The sequence below is a fragment of the Burkholderia sp. 22088 genome, from assembly GCF_052045915.1.
GTDB classification, from domain to species: domain Bacteria; phylum Pseudomonadota; class Gammaproteobacteria; order Burkholderiales; family Burkholderiaceae; genus Burkholderia; species Burkholderia cepacia.
The window spans coordinates 217,386-238,697 of record NZ_JBQEPY010000006.1; the positions used below are offsets into that span (position 1 = coordinate 217,386).

Annotated in this window: 16 protein-coding genes; 4 read left to right on the plus strand and 12 right to left on the minus strand. The window is 67.6% G+C overall.

The features are described 5' to 3' along the window. Nucleotides 1-2: 2 nt before the first annotated feature. From ACTJLD_RS13775 to ACTJLD_RS13805, 7 genes are all read right to left on the minus strand, one after another. Nucleotides 3-788, minus strand: a complete 786-nt coding sequence (locus tag ACTJLD_RS13775) for an electron transfer flavoprotein subunit beta/FixA family protein (protein ID WP_059525208.1) — start codon at nucleotides 786-788, stop codon at nucleotides 3-5. Further along, nucleotides 785-1,954 (minus strand): electron transfer flavoprotein subunit alpha/FixB family protein, encoded by a 1,170-nt coding sequence (locus ACTJLD_RS13780; RefSeq protein WP_175755610.1) that lies wholly within the window; start codon nucleotides 1,952-1,954, stop codon nucleotides 785-787. The genes ACTJLD_RS13775 and ACTJLD_RS13780 overlap by 4 nt, the downstream gene beginning before the upstream one ends. Nucleotides 1,955-1,958: 4 nt before the next feature. Continuing rightward, the gene (locus ACTJLD_RS13785; RefSeq protein ID WP_440659019.1) at nucleotides 1,959-3,884 is read right to left on the minus strand and encodes a (Fe-S)-binding protein; all 1,926 of its coding nucleotides are present in this window, start codon (nucleotides 3,882-3,884) and stop codon (nucleotides 1,959-1,961) included. Between the two features lie 3 nt (nucleotides 3,885-3,887). Next, nucleotides 3,888-5,951 (minus strand): oxidoreductase, encoded by a 2,064-nt coding sequence (locus tag ACTJLD_RS13790; protein WP_440659021.1) that lies wholly within the window; start codon nucleotides 5,949-5,951, stop codon nucleotides 3,888-3,890. Nucleotides 5,952-6,011: 60 nt separating this feature from the next. Then, nucleotides 6,012-6,545: a DUF5943 domain-containing protein gene (locus ACTJLD_RS13795; protein ID WP_006488993.1), complete on the minus strand. Its 534-nt coding sequence runs from the start codon at nucleotides 6,543-6,545 to the stop codon at nucleotides 6,012-6,014. A gap of 142 nt (nucleotides 6,546-6,687) precedes the next feature. Then, nucleotides 6,688-7,659, minus strand: coding sequence for a dipeptidase (locus tag ACTJLD_RS13800; protein ID WP_027789731.1), 972 nt, complete (start codon nucleotides 7,657-7,659; stop codon nucleotides 6,688-6,690). Between the two features lie 31 nt (nucleotides 7,660-7,690). After that, nucleotides 7,691-8,965 carry a serine hydroxymethyltransferase gene (locus tag ACTJLD_RS13805; RefSeq protein ID WP_027789732.1) on the minus strand — a complete coding sequence of 425 codons (1,275 nt, stop codon included), beginning with the start codon at nucleotides 8,963-8,965 and terminating at the stop codon, nucleotides 7,691-7,693. A gap of 445 nt (nucleotides 8,966-9,410) precedes the next feature. Between ACTJLD_RS13805 and ACTJLD_RS13810 the strand changes: the two genes are divergently transcribed. Further along, complete coding sequence (locus ACTJLD_RS13810; RefSeq protein WP_027789733.1) at nucleotides 9,411-10,436, plus strand: GlxA family transcriptional regulator; 1,026 nt, start codon at nucleotides 9,411-9,413, stop codon at nucleotides 10,434-10,436. A gap of 59 nt (nucleotides 10,437-10,495) precedes the next feature. Here ACTJLD_RS13810 and ACTJLD_RS13815 read toward each other — a convergent pair whose 3' ends face one another. Then, nucleotides 10,496-11,908: a discoidin domain-containing protein gene (locus ACTJLD_RS13815; protein WP_124817816.1), complete on the minus strand. Its 1,413-nt coding sequence runs from the start codon at nucleotides 11,906-11,908 to the stop codon at nucleotides 10,496-10,498. Nucleotides 11,909-12,178: 270 nt separating this feature from the next. On the opposite strand from ACTJLD_RS13815, the gene ACTJLD_RS13820 reads away from it, so the two are divergent. The 3 genes from ACTJLD_RS13820 (at nucleotide 12,179) to ACTJLD_RS13830 (ending at nucleotide 15,690) form a co-directional block, all read left to right on the plus strand. After that, nucleotides 12,179-13,600 (plus strand): aminotransferase-like domain-containing protein, encoded by a 1,422-nt coding sequence (locus ACTJLD_RS13820; RefSeq protein WP_301826128.1) that lies wholly within the window; start codon nucleotides 12,179-12,181, stop codon nucleotides 13,598-13,600. Nucleotides 13,601-13,864: 264 nt separating this feature from the next. After that, the gene (locus tag ACTJLD_RS13825; protein ID WP_440659024.1) at nucleotides 13,865-14,632 is read left to right on the plus strand and encodes a hypothetical protein; all 768 of its coding nucleotides are present in this window, start codon (nucleotides 13,865-13,867) and stop codon (nucleotides 14,630-14,632) included. Nucleotides 14,633-14,802: 170 nt separating this feature from the next. Beyond that, entirely contained in the window at nucleotides 14,803-15,690 is an 888-nt protein-coding gene (locus ACTJLD_RS13830) for a DMT family transporter (RefSeq protein WP_440659026.1), read from the plus strand. On the opposite strand, the gene ACTJLD_RS13835 is transcribed toward ACTJLD_RS13830, so the two are convergent. From ACTJLD_RS13835 to ACTJLD_RS13850, 4 genes are all read right to left on the minus strand, one after another. Then, nucleotides 15,679-16,593 (minus strand): LysR substrate-binding domain-containing protein, encoded by a 915-nt coding sequence (locus ACTJLD_RS13835; protein ID WP_060086149.1) that lies wholly within the window; start codon nucleotides 16,591-16,593, stop codon nucleotides 15,679-15,681. The genes ACTJLD_RS13830 and ACTJLD_RS13835 overlap by 12 nt on opposite strands. Before the next feature lie 219 nt (nucleotides 16,594-16,812). Continuing rightward, complete coding sequence (gene fdhA / locus ACTJLD_RS13840) at nucleotides 16,813-18,009, minus strand: formaldehyde dehydrogenase, glutathione-independent (RefSeq protein WP_027789739.1); 1,197 nt, start codon at nucleotides 18,007-18,009, stop codon at nucleotides 16,813-16,815. A 254-nt stretch (nucleotides 18,010-18,263) separates the two neighbouring features. Further along, nucleotides 18,264-19,454, minus strand: a complete 1,191-nt coding sequence (locus ACTJLD_RS13845) for an HlyD family secretion protein (protein WP_060197317.1) — start codon at nucleotides 19,452-19,454, stop codon at nucleotides 18,264-18,266. Then, nucleotides 19,454-21,307 (minus strand): efflux transporter outer membrane subunit, encoded by a 1,854-nt coding sequence (locus tag ACTJLD_RS13850; RefSeq protein ID WP_440659029.1) that lies wholly within the window; start codon nucleotides 21,305-21,307, stop codon nucleotides 19,454-19,456. Before ACTJLD_RS13850 ends, ACTJLD_RS13845 begins: the two co-directional genes overlap by 1 nt. Nucleotides 21,308-21,312 lie beyond the last annotated feature (5 nt).

Here is a 21,312-nt window from a genome sequence, read left to right on the forward strand (position 1 = left end):
AATCAGTAGTCGATGAGCTGATGCTCGCGCAAATACGCGAGGATCACTTGTGCTTTTTCGACCGAACTCCCTTCATTTACGACGTTGCCGCCACGGCTTTCGGTCGTCGTCGCGGACAGCATCCGGGCATGCCCGGAGCGCTTCTCGGCGGCGACCAGCTTTACGGGTTTACGCTCGACCGGGCCGACCGTCCACGCGGCCGCGTCGGCGTCCGCGCCGGGCGCCGCGAGCGCGGGCCGGATCGCGCCGGCGCGCAGCCGCGCATACGCATAACGCGGCTCGGCATTCGCGAGCGGGTGGACGGCGACGACGGCCGGCAGTGCCGCGTCCACGCGGCGTCGCAGCCCTTTCGGCAAAAATTGCCGGACCGCCGCACGGCCGCCTTCGACCGTCACGTCGACGGCCGAGCCGACCAGCGGATAGCCGAGCGCCGCGGCGATGCGATACGGCAGCATGCCGGTGTCGTACGCGCCCTCGGCGCGCGTGCCGGTCAGCACGAGGTCGTAGCCGTCGATACGCGCGGCGAGCGCATGCACGGCATCGTCGCCGTCGCGGCAGGCCAGCACCTCGACCTCCCGTGCGCCGAGCGCGAGATATTCGGCAAGCGCCGCATTCGCGGGATCTCCCGCATGGATCACGTCGAGCTTCGCGCGATGCCGCTCGGCGAGCTGGCGGCCGGTTTCGAGCGCGGCCGCGTCGTTGCGGCTGTAGCGCGCGACGCCGCTGACCGGATGACGGCCGACGGACACGAGCACCGCGATGCGTTGCAAGGGACGAGGGGCGTTCATGCGGCGACTCCTTCCGGTTCACGGGTGCCGACCGCGGCCGGCGATTCTCCACGCGCGGCGCGCGCGGCCTGCACCTGCTCGATCAGCGCGGCGATCGTCGACTGCGCATCGCCCACCACCGTCAGGTTCGCGCGTTTCGCGATCGGTGCGCTGCCGTCGAGGTTCACCGCGATCACGTGGCGGCAGTCCTTGATCCCCTGCAGGTGCTGCACCGCGCCCGAGATGCCGAACGCGATGTACACGCTCGCCTCGACCGTCTTGCCGGTCGCGCCGACCTGCTTGTCGCGCGTGAAGTGACCGTTGTCGACCGCGACGCGGCTCGCGCCGATCGCCGCGCCGAACACGCCGGCCAGCCGCTCGAACGCGCCGATGTCGGATACGCCGTTGCCGGCCGACACGATGAAATCGGCTTCCTCGAGCGCGACCTGGGCCGCGTCGATTTCATCGAGGCCGAGATCGCGATACGGCTGCGCGGCGTCATGGGCCGGGTGGATGAAGTCGGCGGCGAGACGCTCGCCCGCGCCGACGAACGGCAGCTTCGCGTCGACCGCGTTCTGCGCGAGCAGGATCACGTCGGGCAGCGCACGGGTCGCAAAGGCGCGCCCGGCCTGCGCATACGCGCCGACATGCTTCGCGTCGATCTCGACGACATGGGTAGCGACACTCGCGCCGGCGGCCGCCGCGTAGCGCCGGCCGAGATCCCCGTCGCCCGTCGCGTTGTCGGGCACGAACACGTGTTTCGGCGCGAGCGCGGCCACACAGGCCTGCAATGCTTGCAGTTCGCTTTCGGGATCGAACGTGCGGCGATCGAAGCCGGTCAACTCGAGCAGCTTGTCGACGCCCAGTTCGGCCACGTCGTCCTTCAGTTCGCCGAACGCGAGCAGCGCGACTTCGGTCTGCGCATCGGCGAGCAATGCGGCGGCGGCGATCGCCTGCCGCGAATGATCGTCGAGCGCGCCGCGCTCACCGTGCGCCACCACCAGCATCACGTGCTTCGGGTCCTGCACCGCGCGGCGCGGCTTCGCGGCCGCTGCGCCGTGACCGTGCGCCGACCAGTGCGCGGCGCTCGCATCGGCGCTGCCTTCCTCGCCGAGCGTGATGCGCTTCAGGCCCGCGGCCGTGATGATGAACGGCCGGCGCGGATCGATTCGTTTGATCGTGTTCATCGATTCACTCCAGCGAGGCGGCGACGAGTTCGGCCACGTCGAGCACGTCGGGGCGCGGGCCCACGACGCCTTCGAGCATCGCCGTGCAGTTCGGGCATGCAACCGCGACCACGTCCGCGCCGATCGTGCGCGCGTCTGCAATGCGGATGTCGGGGATGCGCTGCTTGCCGGGGATGTCGGTCAGCGGCGCACCGCCGCCACCGCCGCAGCAGCGGCCGCGCATGCCGTTGCGCTCCATCTCGACGACCTGGATGCCGATCGTCTTCAGCAGCTTGCGCGGCGCTTCCGTCTCGCCGTTGTAGCGGCCGAGGTAGCACGGGTCGTGATACGTGGTGCGCTTCTCGCTCAATGCTTCGACGGCCTTCGGCGCGATCTTGCCGTTGTCGGCCAGTTCGGCGAGATACGTCGTGTGATGCTTGACCGTCACGCGCAGCCCGAGCGCACGGTATTCGTTGCGCAGGCTGTGCATCACGTGCGGGTCGGCCGTCACGATCTGCTTGTACGACAGCGTGCCGAGCGTGCCGATCAGGCGCTTCGCCATCTGCTGGAACGTCGCTTCGTCGCCGAGCCGGCGTGCGACGTCGCCTGTGTCGGTTTCGGTCGAGCCGAGCACCGCGTAGTCGACGCCCGCCTTGTTCAGCACCTTGACGAATGCGCGCAGCGTGCGCTGGTAGCGCATGTCGAACGCGCCCTCACCCGCGACGAACAGCACGTCGACCGGCTTGCCGGGCTGCGCGACGGGCGCGCTCAGGTCGACCGACCAGTCGTAGCGCGCGGCCGTGTCGTAGCCGCCCATCGTGCCCGTCTCGCGCAGGTTCGCGAGCACTTCCTGGCCCTTGCCGGGCACCGTGCCGTGCACCAGCGTGCGGTTGCGGCGCATGTCGACGATCGCGTCGACGTGTTCGATCAGCATCGGGCATTCCTGCACGCACGCGCGGCAGGTCGTGCACGACCACAGCGTCTGCTCCTCGATCAGGCCGGACACGATTGGGCCGTTCGGCTCGCCGCGATGCTGGCCGACCGCGAGGCCCGGCGAAGGACTGCCCGCGTACGCCGCATCGGTGCCGCCCGCCATCCCGACGACGAGATCCTGGATCAGCTTCTTCGGGTTCAGCGGCTGGCCCGACGCGAACGCAGGGCACGCGGCTTCGCACTTGCCGCACTGCACGCACGCGTCGAAGCTCAGCAACTGGTTCCAGCGGAATTCGACCGGCTTCTCGACGCCGTACTCCTGATGCTCGATGTCCGGCAGCTTCAGCGCGGTCGGCGGCGTGGCCGTGCCGTTGCCCGTGAACGATTCACGGGTGGCCGCGAAGCGTTCCTGGCGCGGGTGGAAGGCAAGGTGCAGCAGGCCGGCGATCGCATGCTTCATCGGGCCGCCCTTCGCGGCGCCGACCGTCATCGTGAATGCACCGACGCCGATCAGCAGCGCGCAGAGCACCGCGAACGCGCCCGACATCGCACCGGTCGGCACCAGCATGAACAGCACGAGGCCGAGCGCGAACGAGCCGAGCAGCCAGGGCAGCGTATTCCACGGGCCTTTCGACAACCGTGCGGGCACGTCCTTCGCCGCGCGCCGGCGCCACACGAACACCGCACCGACCAGCATCGCGAGCGCCGCGAGGAAGATCAGCTTGTCGAGCCACGGCGAGTAGATCGCGAGGCCGTAGTTGATGAACACCAGCGCGAGCGCGCCGATCGCGCCGCCGGCCGTCGCGACGTGGGTCTTCGCGATGTACGGATCGCGGGCGACCACGTGGTGCAGGTCGACGAAATAACGCTTCGGGATCGCGAACAGGTTCGCGACACCGAACGCGCCGGGCGCCGTGGCGCGGCCGAGCCGCCAGTAGGACGAACGCTTCGCGACCGCGAACGCGAGCCCCGCCACCGACAGCCACAACAGGGCGGTAATGAGGAAGGACGGGTTCATCTTTTAGAAATCCTTCACGAGACGCAGCGAGTCGTAGATCGCACCGTGGACGTTGTGCATCGAGATGCAATCGCCGACACGGAACAGCAGGAAACGGCCGTTGCCGAGTTCTTCCGACAGGCACGGCTGCGGCTCGGCCGCGAACAGCGTGTGCGGATCGATCTGGCCGCGGTTCACCGATTCCGGCTTGAGCTTCCAGTACAGCTCGTCGTTCGGCGACGAACCGTTCTCGATCACCACCTGGTCGACGGCGCGCTCTTCCAGTTCTTCCGTGTACTCGTTGCGCAGCACGGCGATCAGCTTGTCGTCCTCTTCATAGACGCGATCGAGCATCGTGTTCGGCGTCGGGATCACGCCGAACGCATACAGGCGGCGATAGAAGATCGGGAACGTCGTGCCGCCGCAATCGTCGGCGACCTTCACGTCCGGCGTGACGACCTCGACCTTCGAGCCGCGGCTTGCCATGAAGTCGGCCACGCCCGCGCCGGCATGCGTGCTCACGCCGTCGAACAGCAGCACGTTCTGCTTCGGCTCGACCTTGCCGGTCAGGATGTCCCACGAGCTGACGGCAAGGCCCTCGGCCACGCCCCAGCCCGGCACCTGCCACGTGAAGCTCGACCCGCCCGTCGCGAGCACGACGATGTCCGGCTTCTCGGCCATGATCATCTTCTCGTCGGCGGCCACGCCGAGGCGGCGATCGACGCCGAGGCGCTTCGTTTCCATGTCGAACCAGCGGATGATCCCCGACATCTGTTCGCGCTGCGGCGCCTTCGCGGCGATCATCACCTGGCCGCCCACTTCGGCGTTCTTCTCGAACAGCACCACGTCGTGGCCGCGCAGCTTCGCGACACGCGCCGCCTCGAGGCCCGCCGGGCCCGCGCCGACCACCACGACCTTGCGTTTCGGGCCGCGCGACTTCTCGATGATGTGCGGCATCGTCGCTTCGCGCGACGTCGCGGCGTTTTGAATACACAGCACGTCGAGGCCGTTGTACTGGCGGTCGATGCAGTAGTTCGCGCCGACGCACTGCTTGATTTCGTCCTCGCGGCCGTCGCGGATCTTGATCACCATGTGCGGATCGGCGATCTGCGCGCGCGTCATGCCGACCAGGTCGATCATGCCGGTCGCGAGCAGACGCTCGGCCTGACCCGCGTCGCGGATGCTCTGCGCGTGCATCACCGGAATCTTCACGACCGACTTGATGCCGGCCGCGAGGTGCACGAACGGCTCCGGCGGCAGTGCCATCGGCGGCATGCAGTTGGCGATCGTGTTGTGCGTATCGCCGCCCGATCCGACCACGCTCAGGTAGTCGATCAGGCCCGTCTCCGACATCGCCTGCGCGATTTCCTTCAGCGCTTCGTGATCGAGGCCGTCCTCGTGGAATTCGTCGCCGCACATGCGCAGGCCGACGCAGAAATCCTTGCCGACCGCCTCGCGCACGGCCGTCAGCACCTCGATGCCGAAGCGCAGGCGGTTTTCCAGGCTGCCGCCCCATTCGTCGGTACGGTGGTTCGAACGCTTGCTCCAGAACTGGTCGATCAGGTGCTGGTGGGCGGCCGAGATTTCGATGCCGTCCATGCCGGCCGCCTTCACGCGCTTCGCGGCCGCCGCGAAATCGCCGATGATGCGGCGGATTTCCTCGATCTCGATGATCTTCGCGTTACCGCGGTGCACGGGTTCGCGCACGCCTGACGGCGACATCAGGTGCGGCCAGTGCTCGCCGTGGAACGACGAGCGGCGGCCCATGTGCGTCGCCTGGATCATGATCTTCGCGCCGTGCTTGTGCATCGTGTCGGCAAGACGCGTGAGCGGATCGATGATCTTGTCGGTCGACAGGTTCACCGATTTCCACCAGCCCTGCGGGCTGTCGATCGACACCGGGCTCGACCCGCCGCAGATCGCGAGGCCGACGCCACCCTTCGCCTTCTCTTCGTAGTAGCGGATATAGCGGTCGCCCGGCAGGCCGCCCGGCTCGGCATACACCTCCGCATGCGCGGTGCTGACGATCCGGTTGCGCAGCGTCAGCTGGTTCAGCTGCATGGGTTTGAACAGGTGGGGATAACGCATCGCTGGCGACCTCTGGCGTTCGAATGTCTCGTGTTGCGGGTGTTGTTCTGTAGCGGTGAATCAGTGCGCGATCGGCGACACTTCGAAGACGCAGTGGTCGTGATGCTCGGCCGCGCACTGCACTTCCTTCGATTGCGCACGCGGTGCGCCCTTGCCTTCCGGCGTCGTGTCGTTGACCCAGTCCATCGCGCCGGCGAACCAGCCCGCGAACATGTAGCAGAGCTTGCCTTCCTTGCCCGGCTGCTGGAGCACGAACGACGAGTGGCGCAGCTCGATCTTCGCGCGCGCGCTGGCCGGATCGGCCTCGATGATCGAGAACAGGCCCCAGCCGCGCTGCGACAGGCGCTTCAGGTAGTGCTCGAACACGGCCATGCCGGTCAGACCGTGCAGCTTGGCTTCCTTGTCGCACCAGTGGTAAGCGGACTTGTAGCCGGCCTTGTAGAGGATCTCGGCATACGCTTCGACGCCGAGCGCTTCCTCGACCGCGACGTGGTTGTTCGTGAAGAAGTGACGCGGCACGTACAGCATCGGCAGCGCGTCGGTGGTCCAGACGCCGGTATCGGGATCGACGTTGATCGGCAGTTGCGGTTGCATCGTGGTGACTCCGTGAGGAAATGGGTCGCGCGGCTCAATGCGCGGGCGCGACATCGTCCGCGTGCCCGCGCGGCTTGCGCGGGCACGTCCCGATTTTTGTTGTTGAATCGCTGCGGGTGAGGCGGTCCGGCGTTCGCGGCGCTTACGCGCCCCACACGTCCTTGAACACGCGCACCCAGTTCTCGCCCATGATCTTGCGGATGCGCGACTCCTTCCAGCCGTGGCGTTCCATCGCGGCAGTCAGGTTCGGGAATTCGCCGATCGTGCGGATGCCGTCGGGGTTGATCACCTTGCCGAAGTTCGTCAGCTGGCGATAACGGCCCTTGTCATGCGTCAGCATGTCGAAGAATTCCTTCGCGTAGTCCTGCGTGAAATCCGTGCCGATGCCGACCGCGTCCTCGCCGATCAGGTTCACGACGTAGTCGATCGCCTCGATGTAGTCGTCGATGTTCGCCTCGATCCCGCGCTTCAGGAACGGCGCGAACATCGTCACGCCGACGAAGCCGCCCGCGTCGGCGATCTCCTTCAGCTGTTCGTCGCTCTTGTTGCGCGGATGCTCCTTCAGGCCCGACGGCAGGCAGTGCGAATAGCACACCGGCTTCTTCGAGAACGCGATCGCTTCCGACGACGTGTTGCCGCCCACATGCGACAGGTCGACCATGATGCCGACGCGGTTCATCTCGGTGATCACTTCGCGGCCGAAGTCCGACAGGCCGCCGTCACGCTCGTAGCAGCCGGTGCCGACCAGGTTCTGCGTGTTGTAGCAGAGCTGCACGACGCGCACGCCCATGTCGGCGAACGCCTCGATGTAGCCGATGTTGTCCTCGAACGCATGCGCGTTCTGGAAGCCGAGGATCACGCCGGTCTTGTCTTCCTTCTTCGCGCGGAAGATGTCTTCCGTCGTGCGCACCAGCGTCAGCAGCTCGCTGTTGTCGCGGATCTTCTTCTTCATCACGCCGATGTTGTCGACGGTCTTCGTGAAGTTCTCCCAGACCGACACCGTGCAGTTCGCGGCCGTGATGCCGCCACGGCGCATGTCTTCGAACACCGGCTTCTCGAACTTCGAGATGTTCAGACCGTCGATGATGATGCTGTCTTGATGCAGCGTGCCCATGAGTGGCTCCAGTATTGTCGGGTCGGTCGGATCAATAGATCGGGAAGCGTTCGCACAACGCGAAGATCTCGCGGCGCACGCGCTGTTCGGTGGCGTGGTCGCCTTCCGGGTTCGCGCGCAGCGCGTCGAACACTTCCAGGATCAGGCGGCCCACCTCGCGGAACTCCGCGACGCCGAAGCCGCGCGTCGTGCCGGCCGGCGTGCCGAGGCGGATGCCCGACGTGACGGTCGGCTTCTCGGTGTCGAACGGAATGCCGTTCTTGTTGCAGGTGATGCCCGCGCGCTCCAGCGCCTGTTCGACCGGCGCACCCTTCAGGCCCTTCGGGCGCAGGTCGACCAGCAGCAGGTGGTTGTCGGTGCCGCCGGTGACGAGATCGACGCCGCCCGCCTTCAGCACTTCGCCGAGCGCCTGGGCGTTCGCGAGCACGTTGTCGATGTAGGTCTTGAAGTCCGCATGCAGCACTTCGCCGAACGCCACCGCCTTGCCGGCGATCACGTGCATCAGCGGGCCGCCCTGCAGGCCGGGGAACACGGCCGAGTTGATCTTCTTCGCGATGTCCTCGTCGTTGGTCAGCACGAAGCCGCCGCGCGGGCCGCGCAGCGTCTTGTGGGTGGTCGACGTGACGACGTGCGCATGCTCGACCGGGTTCGCGTGGCGGCCCGCGGCGATCACGCCGGCGATGTGCGCCATGTCGACCATCAGCTTCGCGCCGACGCTGTCGGCGATCGCGCGGAAGCGCGCGAAGTCGAGCGCGCGCGGGTATGCCGAGAAGCCGGCGATGATCAGGTTCGGCTTGTGTTCGTGTGCGAGCGCTTCGACCTGGTCGTAGTCGATCAGCATCGTGTCGCGGTTCACGCCGTACTGGACCGCGTTGAACCACTTGCCCGACAGCGCCGGCTTCGCGCCGTGCGTCAGGTGGCCGCCGGCATCCAGCGACATGCCGAGCACCGTGTCACCCGGCTTGGCCAGCGCGAGCATGACCGACCCGTTCGCCTGCGCGCCCGAGTGCGGCTGCACGTTCGCATAACCGGCATTGAAGATCTTCTTGACGCGCTCGATCGCCAGCGCCTCGACTTCGTCCGCGAACTCGCAGCCACCGTAGTAGCGCTTGCCGGGATAACCTTCCGCGTACTTGTTGGTCAGCACCGAGCCCTGCGCCTCGAGCACGGCACGCGACACGATGTTTTCCGACGCGATCAGCTCGACCTGCGACTGCTGACGCTCGAGTTCCTTCAGGATGGCGCTGCGCACCGGCGCGTCGCGCTCGGCAAGGGACTGCGAGAAGAAAGGCTGGGTGTTCGACATAGTGCGTCCGTGACGAAGAATAAGGGGCTGAAACCGAAGCTCAAGGCCCGCCCTGCCTGGGTTTCCCGCTCGTCCCGTACAAGGCTGCCGACGGCTCTATTCTTGTCGTTCGGATTTTCGGCGGATTGATGAATTTAGACGCGTTCTTTGCCTTTTCCGCCATCCGCGTCCGTTTTATACAAGTGACCGGTCGTGCTTTTTCGGATGACCAAGCAAATCGCCGTTGGCGGTTCACCTGTGAACAGGCACGCCGGCGGTGCGATTGCCGCCCGGTCGGGGTGCACTCCCTCACGAATACGGTGCAGTGCAGCATGCGGCTTTCAGCCATACAACGTATGGAGCTAGGGTTTAGCCGTATGGCACGCTTGTTGCGCTGGCTCACACAATACCGCAGCCCGATCCGTGCCCCGGGCCTATAGCTATTAGAGATTTCAGGAAGCTCCCCATGTCCCCCGACCGCACAGCGTCGCTGTCCCACTTCGCGTTCATGCCGTTACCGAATTTCACGATGATCGCGTTCACCAATGCGATCGAGGTGCTTCGGATGGCGAACTACCTGAGCGGACAGCCGCTCTACCGCTGGTCGGTCATCAGCCCGGAAGGCGGCCCGGTCACCGCGAGCAACGGCCTGACGGTCGATACGGGCCCGGCCGAATGCGTGGGGCAGCCCGACATCGTGTTCGTGTGCGGCGGCGTCGACGTGCAACGCGCGACCACGCCCGCCCATCTGTCGACGCTGCGCCGCTTCGCACGCGCGGGCATCCCGCTCGGCAGCCTGTGCACCGGCACCTATGCGCTCGCTAAGTCGGGGCTGCTCGCGGGCTACGCATGCGCGATCCACTGGGAGAACATGTCGGCGCTGAAGGAGGAGTTTCCGGATACGCGCTTCCTGAAGGAACTGTTCGTGATCGACCGCGACCGCATCACGTGCACGGGCGGCGTCGCGCCGCTCGACATGATGCTGAACCTGATCGCCGCACGCGTGGGCACCGCGCGCGTCACGCAGATCGCCGAGCAGTTCATCGTCGAACACGTGCGCGACACGAGCGCGCAGCAACGCATGCCGCTCGTCGCGCGCCTCGGCTCGGCGAACAAGTCGCTGTTCGAAGTGATCTCGCTGATGGAGAACAACATCGAGGAGCCGCTGTCGCGCGAGGAGCTCGCGCGGCTCGCGAACATGTCGCAGCGGCAACTGCAGCGCCTGTTCCGCGAGCACCTCGGCATGACGCCGACGCACTACTACCTGACGCTGCGGCTGCGCCGCGCGCGCGAACTGCTGCTGCAGACCGACATGTCGATCATGCACATCACGATGGCGTGCGGGTTCCAGTCGGCGTGCCATTTCAGCAAGAGCTATCGCGACGCGTTCGGCGTCGCGCCGACAAGGGAGCGCCGCAAGCAGGTCGCGCCGCTCGCGCAAGGCGCGGCGAGCGCCGGCCCCGCCTTCCCGGCGCATGTGCTGCATGCGTGAGCGTCGCTATGATCGACGCATGAAAAAAACGGCCTCGAAGGCCGTTTTTTCTTTTGCGCTTACGATCCCCACACCTGCATTTCGTAGAGCGAGTATCCCCACTGCGTCGCGCGCTTCGTGCCGAGCATCCGCACGTAACGACCGCTGCCGTTGAGATTCGGCAGCGTGACGTGGGTATATGAACCGCCGTTGCTCGTCGAATAGATCGTCGTCCAGTTGGCGTTGTCGTTCGACGTCTGGATCTGATAAGCGAGCGCGCCCGCATCCCAGTACAGATCGACGTGATCGATGCGCTTCACCGCGCCGAGATCCACGGAGATCCATTGCGAACCGACACCGGCGCCTTCCGGCGAATCCCAGCGCGTGCCCGTGGTGTTGCCGTCGAACGCCTTGTCCGGCGTGAGCGACGCGTTGTAGCTCGCCGACGCAGCGGCCGGATGCCCCTGCGACAGCAGCACCGGCTGCGCGGCGGCCGGGCCGCCGTAATAGCTCGCCCCGAGCTTGGCCTTCGTCGTGTCGGCATTCACGCCGAACTGCGACAGGCTCCAGCGCTGGCCGGTCGTCACGTCACCGACGTAGAGCTGATAACCGCCCGCCGTCGTCGACGAGAAGAACACGTAGTTCGTGCCGTTCACCGGTGCCGGATCCGAGTTGTTGCTCACGCAGTCGTTGATCGGCAACGCGTTCGGCGTCGACGCCGGGTCCGCGGTCTTCGTATAGATCTGGTCGGCCTGGCCGCTGTCTTTCCAGCGCGCGTAGAACACCATGCCGTCCGCACGCACGATCGGGTAGTACGTCTGCAGCCCGGCCGGATTGTCGAACGTCGCGGTCGCGCCGGTCGCGAGCGTGCGCTTCATCAGCCCCATGTTCGCGCCGGTGCCCGTCGCGTAGTACACGGCGCTCGAATCGGGCGCGAGATACGGCATCGAATACTCGGCGCCGGCCGGCGCGTTCGTCAGGCTCACAACCGACGTGAACGCCGGGCCCGCGCTCGTGTACGACAGCGTCGCCTGCTTGACGTCGCCGTTCTGCTTGAACACGAGCGTCTTGCCGTCGGCGCTGAACTTCGGATCCTCGTTGCGCGTGGCGCCCGTGCTGTTCGTCAGGTTGACGGGCGGCGTACCGGCGCCGAGTTGCAGCATGAACACGTTCCATGCGCCGTTGCTGATGCCCATGAACGCGAGCCACTTGCCGTCGGGGCTGAACACGCCGTTCATCGGATCGGTGATACCCCACGTGCTCTTGCTCAGTTGCGTCAGCGTACGGGCCGAGAAGTCGTAGAGGAACAGCTGGCTCGTGCCGTCGCCGTACTTCACGTAGCTGTGGTAGACGAGCTTGCCGGTCAGTGCGGCGGGGAACGTTGCGTTCGGCTGGGCGGCGGGATTGCTGATGCAGGCGGCCGTTGCGATGCCGCTCGACAGGTTGAGGGCGATGCCGGCCACGAGGCCGGCGACGAGAGTCTTCAATTTCACGCTGAATGATTCCGGGCAAGGTTGTGACGCCGCAGAAAAGGTCCCGCGCAGGATGTGCGCGGGCCTGGAATCCGCCGTCGGGCAGCGTCGATTCCGGTCGGTCGGACATCGGGAACGCAGATTGCTCGAGAGCATGCCGGCTTGTCAGACGAAAGAAAAGAATCAGAGCCCGGCAAAAACATGCGGATCAGCAATTGGGGGCGCGCTTGCACGCGACGGGTGCCGTGCTACTCTTTTTTCGGCAAGGCCCCGATCGGGCGGAGGGCTGGCATGAAGCGATACGCTGTGCTCGCACGAACGATCGCCGACGCAATCCACCGCGGCGACCTGCCGCCCGGTGCGCGCATCCCCACCGTGCGCATGGCCTGCCGCGTGTATGGCGTGAGCCCGTCCACCGTGTTTCGCGCGTACTACGCGCTCGAAGGCGAGGGTCTGATCGTCGCGCGGGCCCGATCCGGTTATTTCGTTGCGAACCTCGAAGACAAGCGCGTGCGGTTCGCCCACGATCCGCCGCGCAAGCCGGCCGCCGAGCCAACCGGCGACGACGATGTGCTGTTCCGCCTGCTCGACTCGCTCAAACGCGACGAGATCGTTCCGCTCGGCTCGGCCTTCGCCAGCTATTCCCTGTTCCCGATGAGCAGCCTGTGGCGCGCGATGGCGTCGGCGGCCCGCAACATGGATCGCACGGCGCTGCTGTCCGGCTTGCCGCCCGGCTACGACACGCTGCGCCGCCAGATCGCGCTGCGCTACCTGAACGCAGGCGCGGCGTTGCCGATGGACGAGATCGTCATCACGACCGGCGCGCTCGAAGCGCTGACGCTCAGCCTGCAGGCACTGACCCGCCCGGGCGATATCGTCGCGATCGAGCGACCGGCATTCCACGCGGCCCTCGAGGCCGTGCAGCGCCTGCACCTGAAGGCCGTCGAGATTCCGGTCGACCCGCGCACCGGCCTCGACCTCGATGCGCTCGAAACGGCACTCGACACGCATCCGGTGCGGGCATGCTGGTTCATGACGTCGTTCCACAACCCGACCGGCGCGACGCTGACCGACGAGCGCAAACGCGAGCTGATCGACCTGCTCACCGCGCGCGGCGTGCCGCTGATCGAGGATGACGTCTATGGCGAGCTGCATTTCGGAACGGCACCGACGCGCCCCGCCAAACTGTATGACGACAGCGGGCTCGTCCTGCATTGCGGTTCGTTCTCGAAATGCCTCGCGCCCGGGTTCCGGATCGGCTGGGTCGCGGCCGGACGCTACGTGCGGCAGATCCGTCAGGCAAGAGGCGCGAGCGCGCCGGCGGCCGACGTGCCCGCGCAGATGGCGATTTCGAACTACCTGCGCGACGGTGCGTACGACCGCTTCCTGCGCAAGCTGCGCCGCAATCTCGCCGCGCACCAGGCGCAGATGCTGGCGGCCGTGCAGACGTATTTCCCGGACGGCACCGAAGTGTTCGCGCCGCACGGCGGGTATTTCCTGTGGATCGAACTGCCGCCGCGCGTCGATGCGATGCACCTGTTCGACGATGCGATGGAAAACGGCGTCAGCATCGCGCCGGGGCCGATCTTTTCCGCAACCGGCGGATTCCGCCGCTATCTTCGGCTCAATTACGGCCGGCCGTGGACACCGGCCGTCGAGCACGCGATGGAGACCATCGGGACGCTCGCGGCCCGGCAGCGGCAGGACGGATAGCACGAAACGTGCACGTCGCGATGCTCCTTTTTGCGCATTGCGTTTCACACGCAGGCGACCAAGAATGAAGCGGAAGGTAACCGCGGAAGAACGTGCTCCGCTCACCCGACGTCACGGAGAATCCCATGAGCACCGCATGTGCACGACCGTCGACGATGCACGCGCCGCCGGATTCCGGCACGGGCCGATCGGTTGCCTTGCAGGAAAGCGTCATGTCGACCGGCGAACGTTCGCCTCGTTGACGGCGCCTGCCCGCTTCCGGCGATGCGAGTCCTGCCCAATCGGACGTTCCGCGCACGCGACGACTGGCGCGCAATCCTGAACGCGCGAGCCGACGCGCGGCGCACTGCCGGCTGCCGCTGCAGGGAATGCGGCTTCGTGGCTTTCCGCGCGCTCGAGCACTGCCCCGTGTGCGGCCAGTGGAACTGGCCGTTCGATCCGGTTCGCCGCACGCCGGACGACGCGCGCACCACGCACGCGGTGCAGCGCTTCGATACGTGGTCGTCGCGCGTCGCGCGGACGCTTCGCAACGCGGCGTTCCGGCGGCCGCGCGCATCGAGCGCGCCGATCCTGAGCATCCTGACGCTCGTGCTGCTGGTCGGCGGCTACGTGATGGTCGACCGGACGTGCAATGCCGATCCGGTCTGTCGCGGCTCGAACATATCGGGCGCGACGGCGAGCGATGCGGGTGCGTACGTGTCGAACGATCCCGTGCTGCCGATCCTGCCGGCGCCCGCCTATCCGTTTCATTCGACTGATGGAACTCAGGTGGCGGCCGCACGACAGCGCAGCCCGGATGTCGGCGAAGCCGCCCAGACCACAGTCGCGCGGGCCGCGCCGGCCATCCGTGCACCCGATCGGCCGCATGCCGCCACCACGGTTCGGGTCGCCGACCTGAAAGCCGGTCGCAATGCCGCGCATCGCGCCCGCACATTCCACCGAGTGAGCGCGCATACCGCACACACCGCGCGGGCGCGACGCACCACCACCGCCAGCAATACGCAACTCGCCCAGCTCTATCGCGGCCACTGAGCGCGCACGCGCCGTCCGTGCGCACGCTTGCGTCGATTCATTTTTCTAAACCGCCCCTCGCAAAACCTCGTTTGCGCCGCGACGCACGCGTGACGTTCAATGGGTCATTCGCCCGCGCCGGCGCGTATCGCGTTCCGGCCGCTCACCCGATCCACCGAACGGAGTCGTCGATGAATGCACTACAGCTCGTGACCCTTGCTGCCATCTGGGGCGCGTCCTTCCTGTTCATGCGCATGGGTGCACCGGAATTCGGCGTGGTCCCGCTGATCGCGCTGCGCGTCGCGATCGCGGCCGTGCTGTTGTCGCCGGTGCTGCGCAACGCGCAGGCGCGACAGGAATTCCGCTCGCACGTCGTGCCGCTGTTCGTCGTCGGCATCACGAACTCGGCGCTGCCGTTCTGCCTGCTGACCTACGCGGCGCTGTTCGTGACGGCCGGCACCGATTCGATCCTGAATGCGACGACACCGTTGTGGACCGCGATCGTCGCATTCGCATGGCTGCGTACACCGCTGACGAAACCCCAGGCGATCGGCCTCGCGCTGGGCTTCGCCGGTGTCGTCGTGCTCGCCGGCTCCGCGGTCGGCGCCGGCACGCCCGGCGCACCGCGCGCGATCGCCGCCGCGATGCTCGCGACGCTGTCGTACGGGTTCGCCGCGCATTACTCGAAGCGCAAGCTGGCGAATGTCAGGCCGTTCGTGTCGGCGTTCGGCAGCCAGTTGTTCGCGGCGGTCGCACTCGTGCCGCTCGCGCTGCCGATGTGGCCGCACGGCCCCGTTCACGCGTCCGCGTGGATCGCGGTGGTGCTGCTCGGCGCGATCTGCACGGCCGTCGCCTACCTGCTGTATTTCGGGCTGATCCGCAATGCGGGCGCGCAATATGCGGCGTCGGTCACGTTCCTGATCCCGATCTTCGGTGTCGTATGGGGCGCGATCTTCCTGCACGAGACGATCACCGTGCAGACGGTCGCCGGGTGCGCGATCATCCTGCTCGGCACCGCACTCGCGGCCGGCAAGCTCAAGGGATTCGCGGCCGCCGCCGTGCGCGGGTCACGCCAGTAGATCGCGCGGGCCGTCGTCGCCACCGCCGATCTCGCTCGCGAGCCAGTCGCGAAACGCGGCGATCTTCCACTCGTGCCGGCGCGCTTCGCTGCACACGACGTAATAGGACAGTTCGGTCGGCCAGGGCCGCGCGAGCACGCGCACCAGCCGGCCGGCCGCGACTTCGTCCCGCGCGTAGATGTCGCGCACCAGCGCCATGCCCTGCCCGGCGACCGCCGCCTTGATCAGCAACGCATCCTCGCTGAAGCTCGCGCCGCGCGGCGCACGGGCATCCTCGATTCCCTGCGCGCGCAGCCACAGCGCCCAGTCGGCGCGGTCCGCGTCCTGCAGCAGCGGATACGACAGGCAGTCGGCCGGCGTGGCGATCGGGCGGGCGGGATCGAGCAGTCGCGGGCTGCAGACGGGCCACAGCTCGGGTGTCCAGATGCGGAACGATGCATGCCCGGGATAATGGCCCAACCCGTGCCGGATCGCGACGTCGACATAGTCGCGACGCAGGTCGACCAGTTGCGCGCGCGTTTCGACGGTGATTTCGATTTCGGGGTATGCGGCATTGAACGCGCCGAGGCGCTGCACGAGCCACGTGTTCGCGAAGGAGGCGGTGGTCGTCACGGCGAGGCGGACGATGCGCCGATTGGCACCGTGCACGTTCGCCCACGCGGCCTCGATCTCGTTGAAGCCGCCGGCGAGCTGATCGAACAGCGCGCGACCCGTGCCGGTCAGCTCGAGCTCGCGGCCGGTGCGCTCAAACAGGCGCACGGCAAGGCGATCCTCGAGATTGCGGACGTGCTGGCTGACGGCGCCCGGCGAAATGCAGAGCTGGTCGGCCGCCTGCTTCATGCTGGCGCAGCGCGCCACTTCGACGAACGTGTGCAACGCTGCAAGGGGAAGTGACTTGGCCATTCGTGGATTCGGCGCCGGGCGGCCGCGATGGAGTCGGGAACGGGCGACGATTATCGCAGCAATTCCGTGCGGCCGGGATCGGCGGTGCGCAGGCGTTCCGGCCCGCGCGATACCCGCGCGCGGCCTGCCCTTCCCCGTGCTTCCTCAGCAAAAACGGGCGACCCGTTTCCGGTGCCGCCCGTTTCGCGTGACGCGCTGCGCGCGTCGAACGCTAGCGCATCACGCCGCCAGCAACCCGTGCGGGTCGATGACGAATTTGCGCGGCGCGCCGCCGTCGAACTTCTTGTAGCCTTCCGGCGCCTGGTCGAGCGAAATCACTTCGACGTTGACGATCTTCGCGATCGGCAGACGGTCGAACAGGATCGCCTGCATCAGGTTGCGGTTGTACTTCAGCACCGGCGTCTGGCCCGTGAAGAACGAGTGCGACTTCGCCCAGCCGAGGCCGAAGCGGATGCTCAGGCTGCCGTGCTGCGCGGCCTTGTCCTTCGCGCCCGGATCGTCCGTCACGTACAGGCCCGGGATACCGATCGCACCGGCCGGCCGCGTGATTTCCATCAGCGAGTTCAGCACCGTGGCCGGCGCCTCTTCCGCGTGGCCCGACGAGCCGTGGCCGTGCGCCTCGAAGCCGACACAGTCGACCGCGCAGTCGATCTCGGGGACACCGAGAATCTGCTCGATCTGCTCGCCGAGCGACGCGTCCTTCGACAGGTCGACCGTCTCGAAACCCATCGCCTTCGCGTGCGCGAGGCGTTCCGCGTTCATGTCGCCGACGATCGTCACGGCCGCGCCGAGCAGGCGTGCCGATGCGGCCGCCGCCATCCCGACCGGGCCTGCGCCCGCGATATAGACCGTCGAGCCCGGCTTCACGCCCGCGCTCACCGCGCCGTGATAGCCGGTCGGCAGAATGTCGGACAGGCAGGTCAGGTCGCGGATCTTCGCCATCGCCTGGTCACGGTCGGGGAATTTCAGCAGGTTGAAATCGGCATACGGCACGAGCACGTACTCGGCCTGGCCGCCGATCCAGCCGCCCATGTCGACGTAGCCATAGGCGCCGCCGGCACGCGACGGGTTCACGTTAAGGCACACGCCCGTATGCGTGTCCTTGCACATCGCGCAGCGGCCGCAAGCGACGTTGAACGGCACCGATACGAGATCGCCGAGCTTCAGCGTTTCGACGTCGCGGCCGATCTCGACCACCTCGCCCGTGATTTCGTGACCGAGCACGAGGCCGACCGGCGCGGTCGTGCGGCCGCGCACCATGTGCTGGTCGGAACCGCAGATGTTCGTGCTGACCACTTTCAGGATCACACCGTGGCCGATCGCGCGGCCGCTCGGATCGACCATCTTCGGATAATCGATTTTCTGGACTTCGACCTGGCCCGGTCCAAGATAGACGACACCTCGATTGCTGCTCATCGTATTGTCTCCATGTCTCGTTGGTGGCGCCGCGGCGCGCCGGCGCCATCCGGCGCACGCGCAACGTGCTGTTCGAGAGTAGTCCCGGAGGCAGGGGCGCCGATGTCTCAAACGCGACACGCGTTTGAACGGCGCCGACATCGATGGCGGAAATGCGAAAGTCGGGCGGGAACCGATGGAAAGGTTTCGCGGACGGCGTGACGCGCGGGGGCGGGCCGGTCGTCGCGATCGGCCGCCCCTCTCCCGGGCAGGCGCTACCCGCCCTGATTCTCGCGAATGATCGCGGCCGCCGCCGCTTCCGCGTCGCTCGCCACCCCGTCATGCACGCGCGTGCTGACGGCCGGCGTCGGCGGCTCGCTGTCGAGCGCGTGACCGTTGCGGTCGTGCGTGTCGACCGTTGCGCGCATCGACAGCCCGACGCGCAGCGGATGCGCGGCGAGATCGCGCGGCTCGAGCGCAATGACGACCGGCACACGCTGCACGACCTTGATCCAGTTGCCGGCCGCGTTCTGCGACGGCAGCATCGAGAACGCGCTGCCCGTCCCCGCCGAGAAGCCCTGCACACGGCCGCGATAGGTCACGCGCGAGCCGTAGAGATCCGACACGACCTCGACCGGCTGCCCGATGCGCATGTGACGGATCTGCCCTTCCTTGAAATTCGCCTCGATCCACAGCCGGTTGAGCTGCACGATCGACATCAGCGGCACGCCGGGCCCGACCTGCTGGCCGACCTGCACCGAACGCTGCCCGATCGTGCCGTCGACGGGCGCGACGATCGTCGTGCGCTTCAGGTTGCGGTACGCGAGCTTGAACTGCGCGGCCGCCTGCACGACGGCCGGGTTTTCGTCGACGGGCAGCCTGGTGCCGAGCGCGCGCGCCGCGTCGAGCTGCGCCTGCGCGGCCGCAAGATTCGCCTGTGCACCGGCGACCGCCGCCCGGGCACGTGCGAGTTCCTCGGGTGCGACGATCTCGACCGATGCACCGGAGCGCGCGGCGAACGCGCGCTGCGCGAGCGACAGGTCGGCGCGCCGCGCGTTCACGGCCTCGACGTACATCGTGTTCGAGATCTTCGCGTTCGCGACCTGCCGCACGGCCTGTGCGAGCTGCGCCTTCGCCTGCGCGAACGCGACGGACGCCTCGGTGTCGTCGAGCTTCACGAGCGTCTGGCCGGCGCGCACGGCCTGCGTATCGGCGACCACGACGTCGGTCACCGATCCCGGGATCTGCGCGGCGACCTGCACGATGCTGCCGGCCACGTACGCGTCGTCGGTGTCTTCGTAATAGCGATCGCTCAGCAACCAGTATGCGATCCATGCAAGCGCGGCCACCAGCACGACCGCGAAGAACACGATGAAGCGCTTGCGACGCGTCGCGCGGCGCGCGTCGAGTGCAGGATCGTTCAGTGCGGCCGGCGGCGCGGCGGTATGTAGGTTGTCGTGGTGCATCAGTCGCTTTGCGTGACGATCAGACGATCGTGCTGGAACAGGGGGATCGGCGGCATGAGCGGCAGGCTCGGCGCCGGAATCGCGGCCGCCGTGCGCGCGGGAACGGGGGTGCCGCGAGGCGTCGCGGCGACGGCCGGCGTGCGTGCCGCGTCGTCGCGTCGTGCGGCCCCGGTATACGATGCGGCGACGACCTGCGGGACGGCCATGCTCCGCGCACGCGCATCGGCCGACGGCCCCGCCACCGATGTGCCCGCGTTCGCGGCGGATGCGGTCGTGGCGGTCGCAGCCGCCATCGCGGGCGCTGCGGGTGCGACGGTCGACGCATCTCGCTTCGCCGCCCCGCTACGCGCCCGATGCGCGACCGTCGCGCCCGCATCGAATCCGCCGCCCAACGCACCGACCAGCCCGACACGCAGCGTGCGCTGCCGGCCGAGCAGCGCGATCAACTGCGCGCGCTCGTCGATCAGCGTGAGATCCGCGACATCCACGTCCTTCTGCATCAGCACGCCGCGCCGGTGGCGGTCGGTCGCGATCTGCACGATCTTTTGCGCGGCCGCGACCGCGTCCTGCTGCTGCGCGACGAGCGTCTGCGACGTCTGCAGCGACGTGACGAGTTGCGCGACCTGCCCGAGCGCGTCGTCGACGGTCTTGTTGTACAGCCCGATCGCCACGTCGGCCTGTGCGACGTCCGCACCGAGCTTCGCCTTCAGCCGGCCGCGATCGAAGACCGGCAGCGAGATCGCCGGGCCGACGGAACCGGCGAGCGCGTCGCGCGAGAACAGCGACGCGGGCGTCAGCGCGAACACGCCGCCGAGCGCGACGAGGTTCACGTCCGGATAGAACTGCGCACGCGTCGAATCGGCATTCGCGAACGCGGCTTCGACGCGCAACCGCGCGGCGACGATGTCGGGCCGGCGGCCGAGGAGACCGGCCGGCAGCCGCGCGGGCAGCGCGCCGCCGGCAAATGCGCCGACGCGCGGTCGCTGCAGCGCGAGCCCGCGCTCCGGGCCGCGGCCCGACAGCACGCCGAGCTGCAGTTGCGCGAGCTTGATCTGCTCGTCGTTCTGCGCGATCTGCGCGAGCAGCTTGCTGCGCTTGATCGCGGCATCGCTCGCGTCGTACGCGTTGTCGAGCCCGCGCGCGGTGCGCTCGCGCAGCACGGTCGTCACGCGCTGGCTCACCTTCAGCTTCTGCTGCAGCAGTTCCTGCATCGCATAGGCCTGGTCGAGCTGGCAGTACACGGTGACGATCGCGACCGCCAGCGTGAGCCGCACCTGCTCGGCCTCGACCCGCGCCGCTTCACGCAGCGACATCAGGCTCTTCGTCGCGGCGCGGTTCTTGCCCCACAGGTCGAGCTGGTAGTTGAGCCCGACGAACACCGACGACGGCGATACGTTCGGATCGCCGAAGATCTCGACCGGCACGCGATAGCCGCCGACCGATACGTTGGCGACGTCGTCGCCCGGCTTCGGCATCCGCGCGCGGCTGACCGTTGCGCCGGCCGTGCCCGTCAGCCCCGTCAACGAATCGAACTGCTGAAGCTGCGCCTGCGCGATCCGCAGCCGCGCCTGCGCAACCTGCAGGTCGGGGTTGTTCTGCGATGCCTCGGCGACCAGCCCGTCGAGCTGCGGATCCTGCAACTGCTTCACCCAGTCGGGCGCGGGCCACGCGCCGTTCACGCCGGGGCCGGCCGTCTGCGCGAGCGCATCGTCGGCCGGCGCGTGCAACGACAGCGACGGCAGGAAGCCCGTCGGCACGCATCCGCCCAGTGCCAGCGACACCGCCGCGGCACCGATCACCGCGCCGCCCTTCATGCGATGCGCCCAACCCGCTGCTTGTTTCACACGCCGCATCTCGC

What these genes read in the sequence shown, in the direction of transcription:
- ACTJLD_RS13775 (WP_059525208.1), bottom strand. Translation starts at nt 788, where the DNA reads ATGAACGCCCCTCGTCCCTTGCAACGCATCGCGGTGCTCGTGTCCGTC.
- ACTJLD_RS13780 (WP_175755610.1), bottom strand. Translation starts at nt 1,954, where the DNA reads ATGAACACGATCAAACGAATCGATCCGCGCCGGCCGTTCATCATCACG.
- ACTJLD_RS13785 (WP_440659019.1), bottom strand. Translation starts at nt 3,884, where the DNA reads ATGAACCCGTCCTTCCTCATTACCGCCCTGTTGTGGCTGTCGGTGGCG.
- ACTJLD_RS13790 (WP_440659021.1), bottom strand. Translation starts at nt 5,951, where the DNA reads ATGCGTTATCCCCACCTGTTCAAACCCATGCAGCTGAACCAGCTGACG.
- ACTJLD_RS13795 (WP_006488993.1), bottom strand. Translation starts at nt 6,545, where the DNA reads ATGCAACCGCAACTGCCGATCAACGTCGATCCCGATACCGGCGTCTGG.
- ACTJLD_RS13800 (WP_027789731.1), bottom strand. Translation starts at nt 7,659, where the DNA reads ATGGGCACGCTGCATCAAGACAGCATCATCATCGACGGTCTGAACATC.
- ACTJLD_RS13805 (WP_027789732.1), bottom strand. Translation starts at nt 8,965, where the DNA reads ATGTCGAACACCCAGCCTTTCTTCTCGCAGTCCCTTGCCGAGCGCGAC.
- ACTJLD_RS13810 (WP_027789733.1), top strand. Translation starts at nt 9,411, where the DNA reads ATGTCCCCCGACCGCACAGCGTCGCTGTCCCACTTCGCGTTCATGCCG.
- ACTJLD_RS13820 (WP_301826128.1), top strand. Translation starts at nt 12,179, where the DNA reads ATGAAGCGATACGCTGTGCTCGCACGAACGATCGCCGACGCAATCCAC.
- ACTJLD_RS13825 (WP_440659024.1), top strand. Translation starts at nt 13,865, where the DNA reads ATGCGAGTCCTGCCCAATCGGACGTTCCGCGCACGCGACGACTGGCGC.
- ACTJLD_RS13830 (WP_440659026.1), top strand. Translation starts at nt 14,803, where the DNA reads ATGAATGCACTACAGCTCGTGACCCTTGCTGCCATCTGGGGCGCGTCC.
- ACTJLD_RS13835 (WP_060086149.1), bottom strand. Translation starts at nt 16,593, where the DNA reads ATGGCCAAGTCACTTCCCCTTGCAGCGTTGCACACGTTCGTCGAAGTG.
- fdhA (WP_027789739.1), bottom strand. Translation starts at nt 18,009, where the DNA reads ATGAGCAGCAATCGAGGTGTCGTCTATCTTGGACCGGGCCAGGTCGAA.
- ACTJLD_RS13845 (WP_060197317.1), bottom strand. Translation starts at nt 19,454, where the DNA reads ATGCACCACGACAACCTACATACCGCCGCGCCGCCGGCCGCACTGAAC.
- ACTJLD_RS13850 (WP_440659029.1), bottom strand. Translation starts at nt 21,307, where the DNA reads ATGCGGCGTGTGAAACAAGCAGCGGGTTGGGCGCATCGCATGAAGGGC.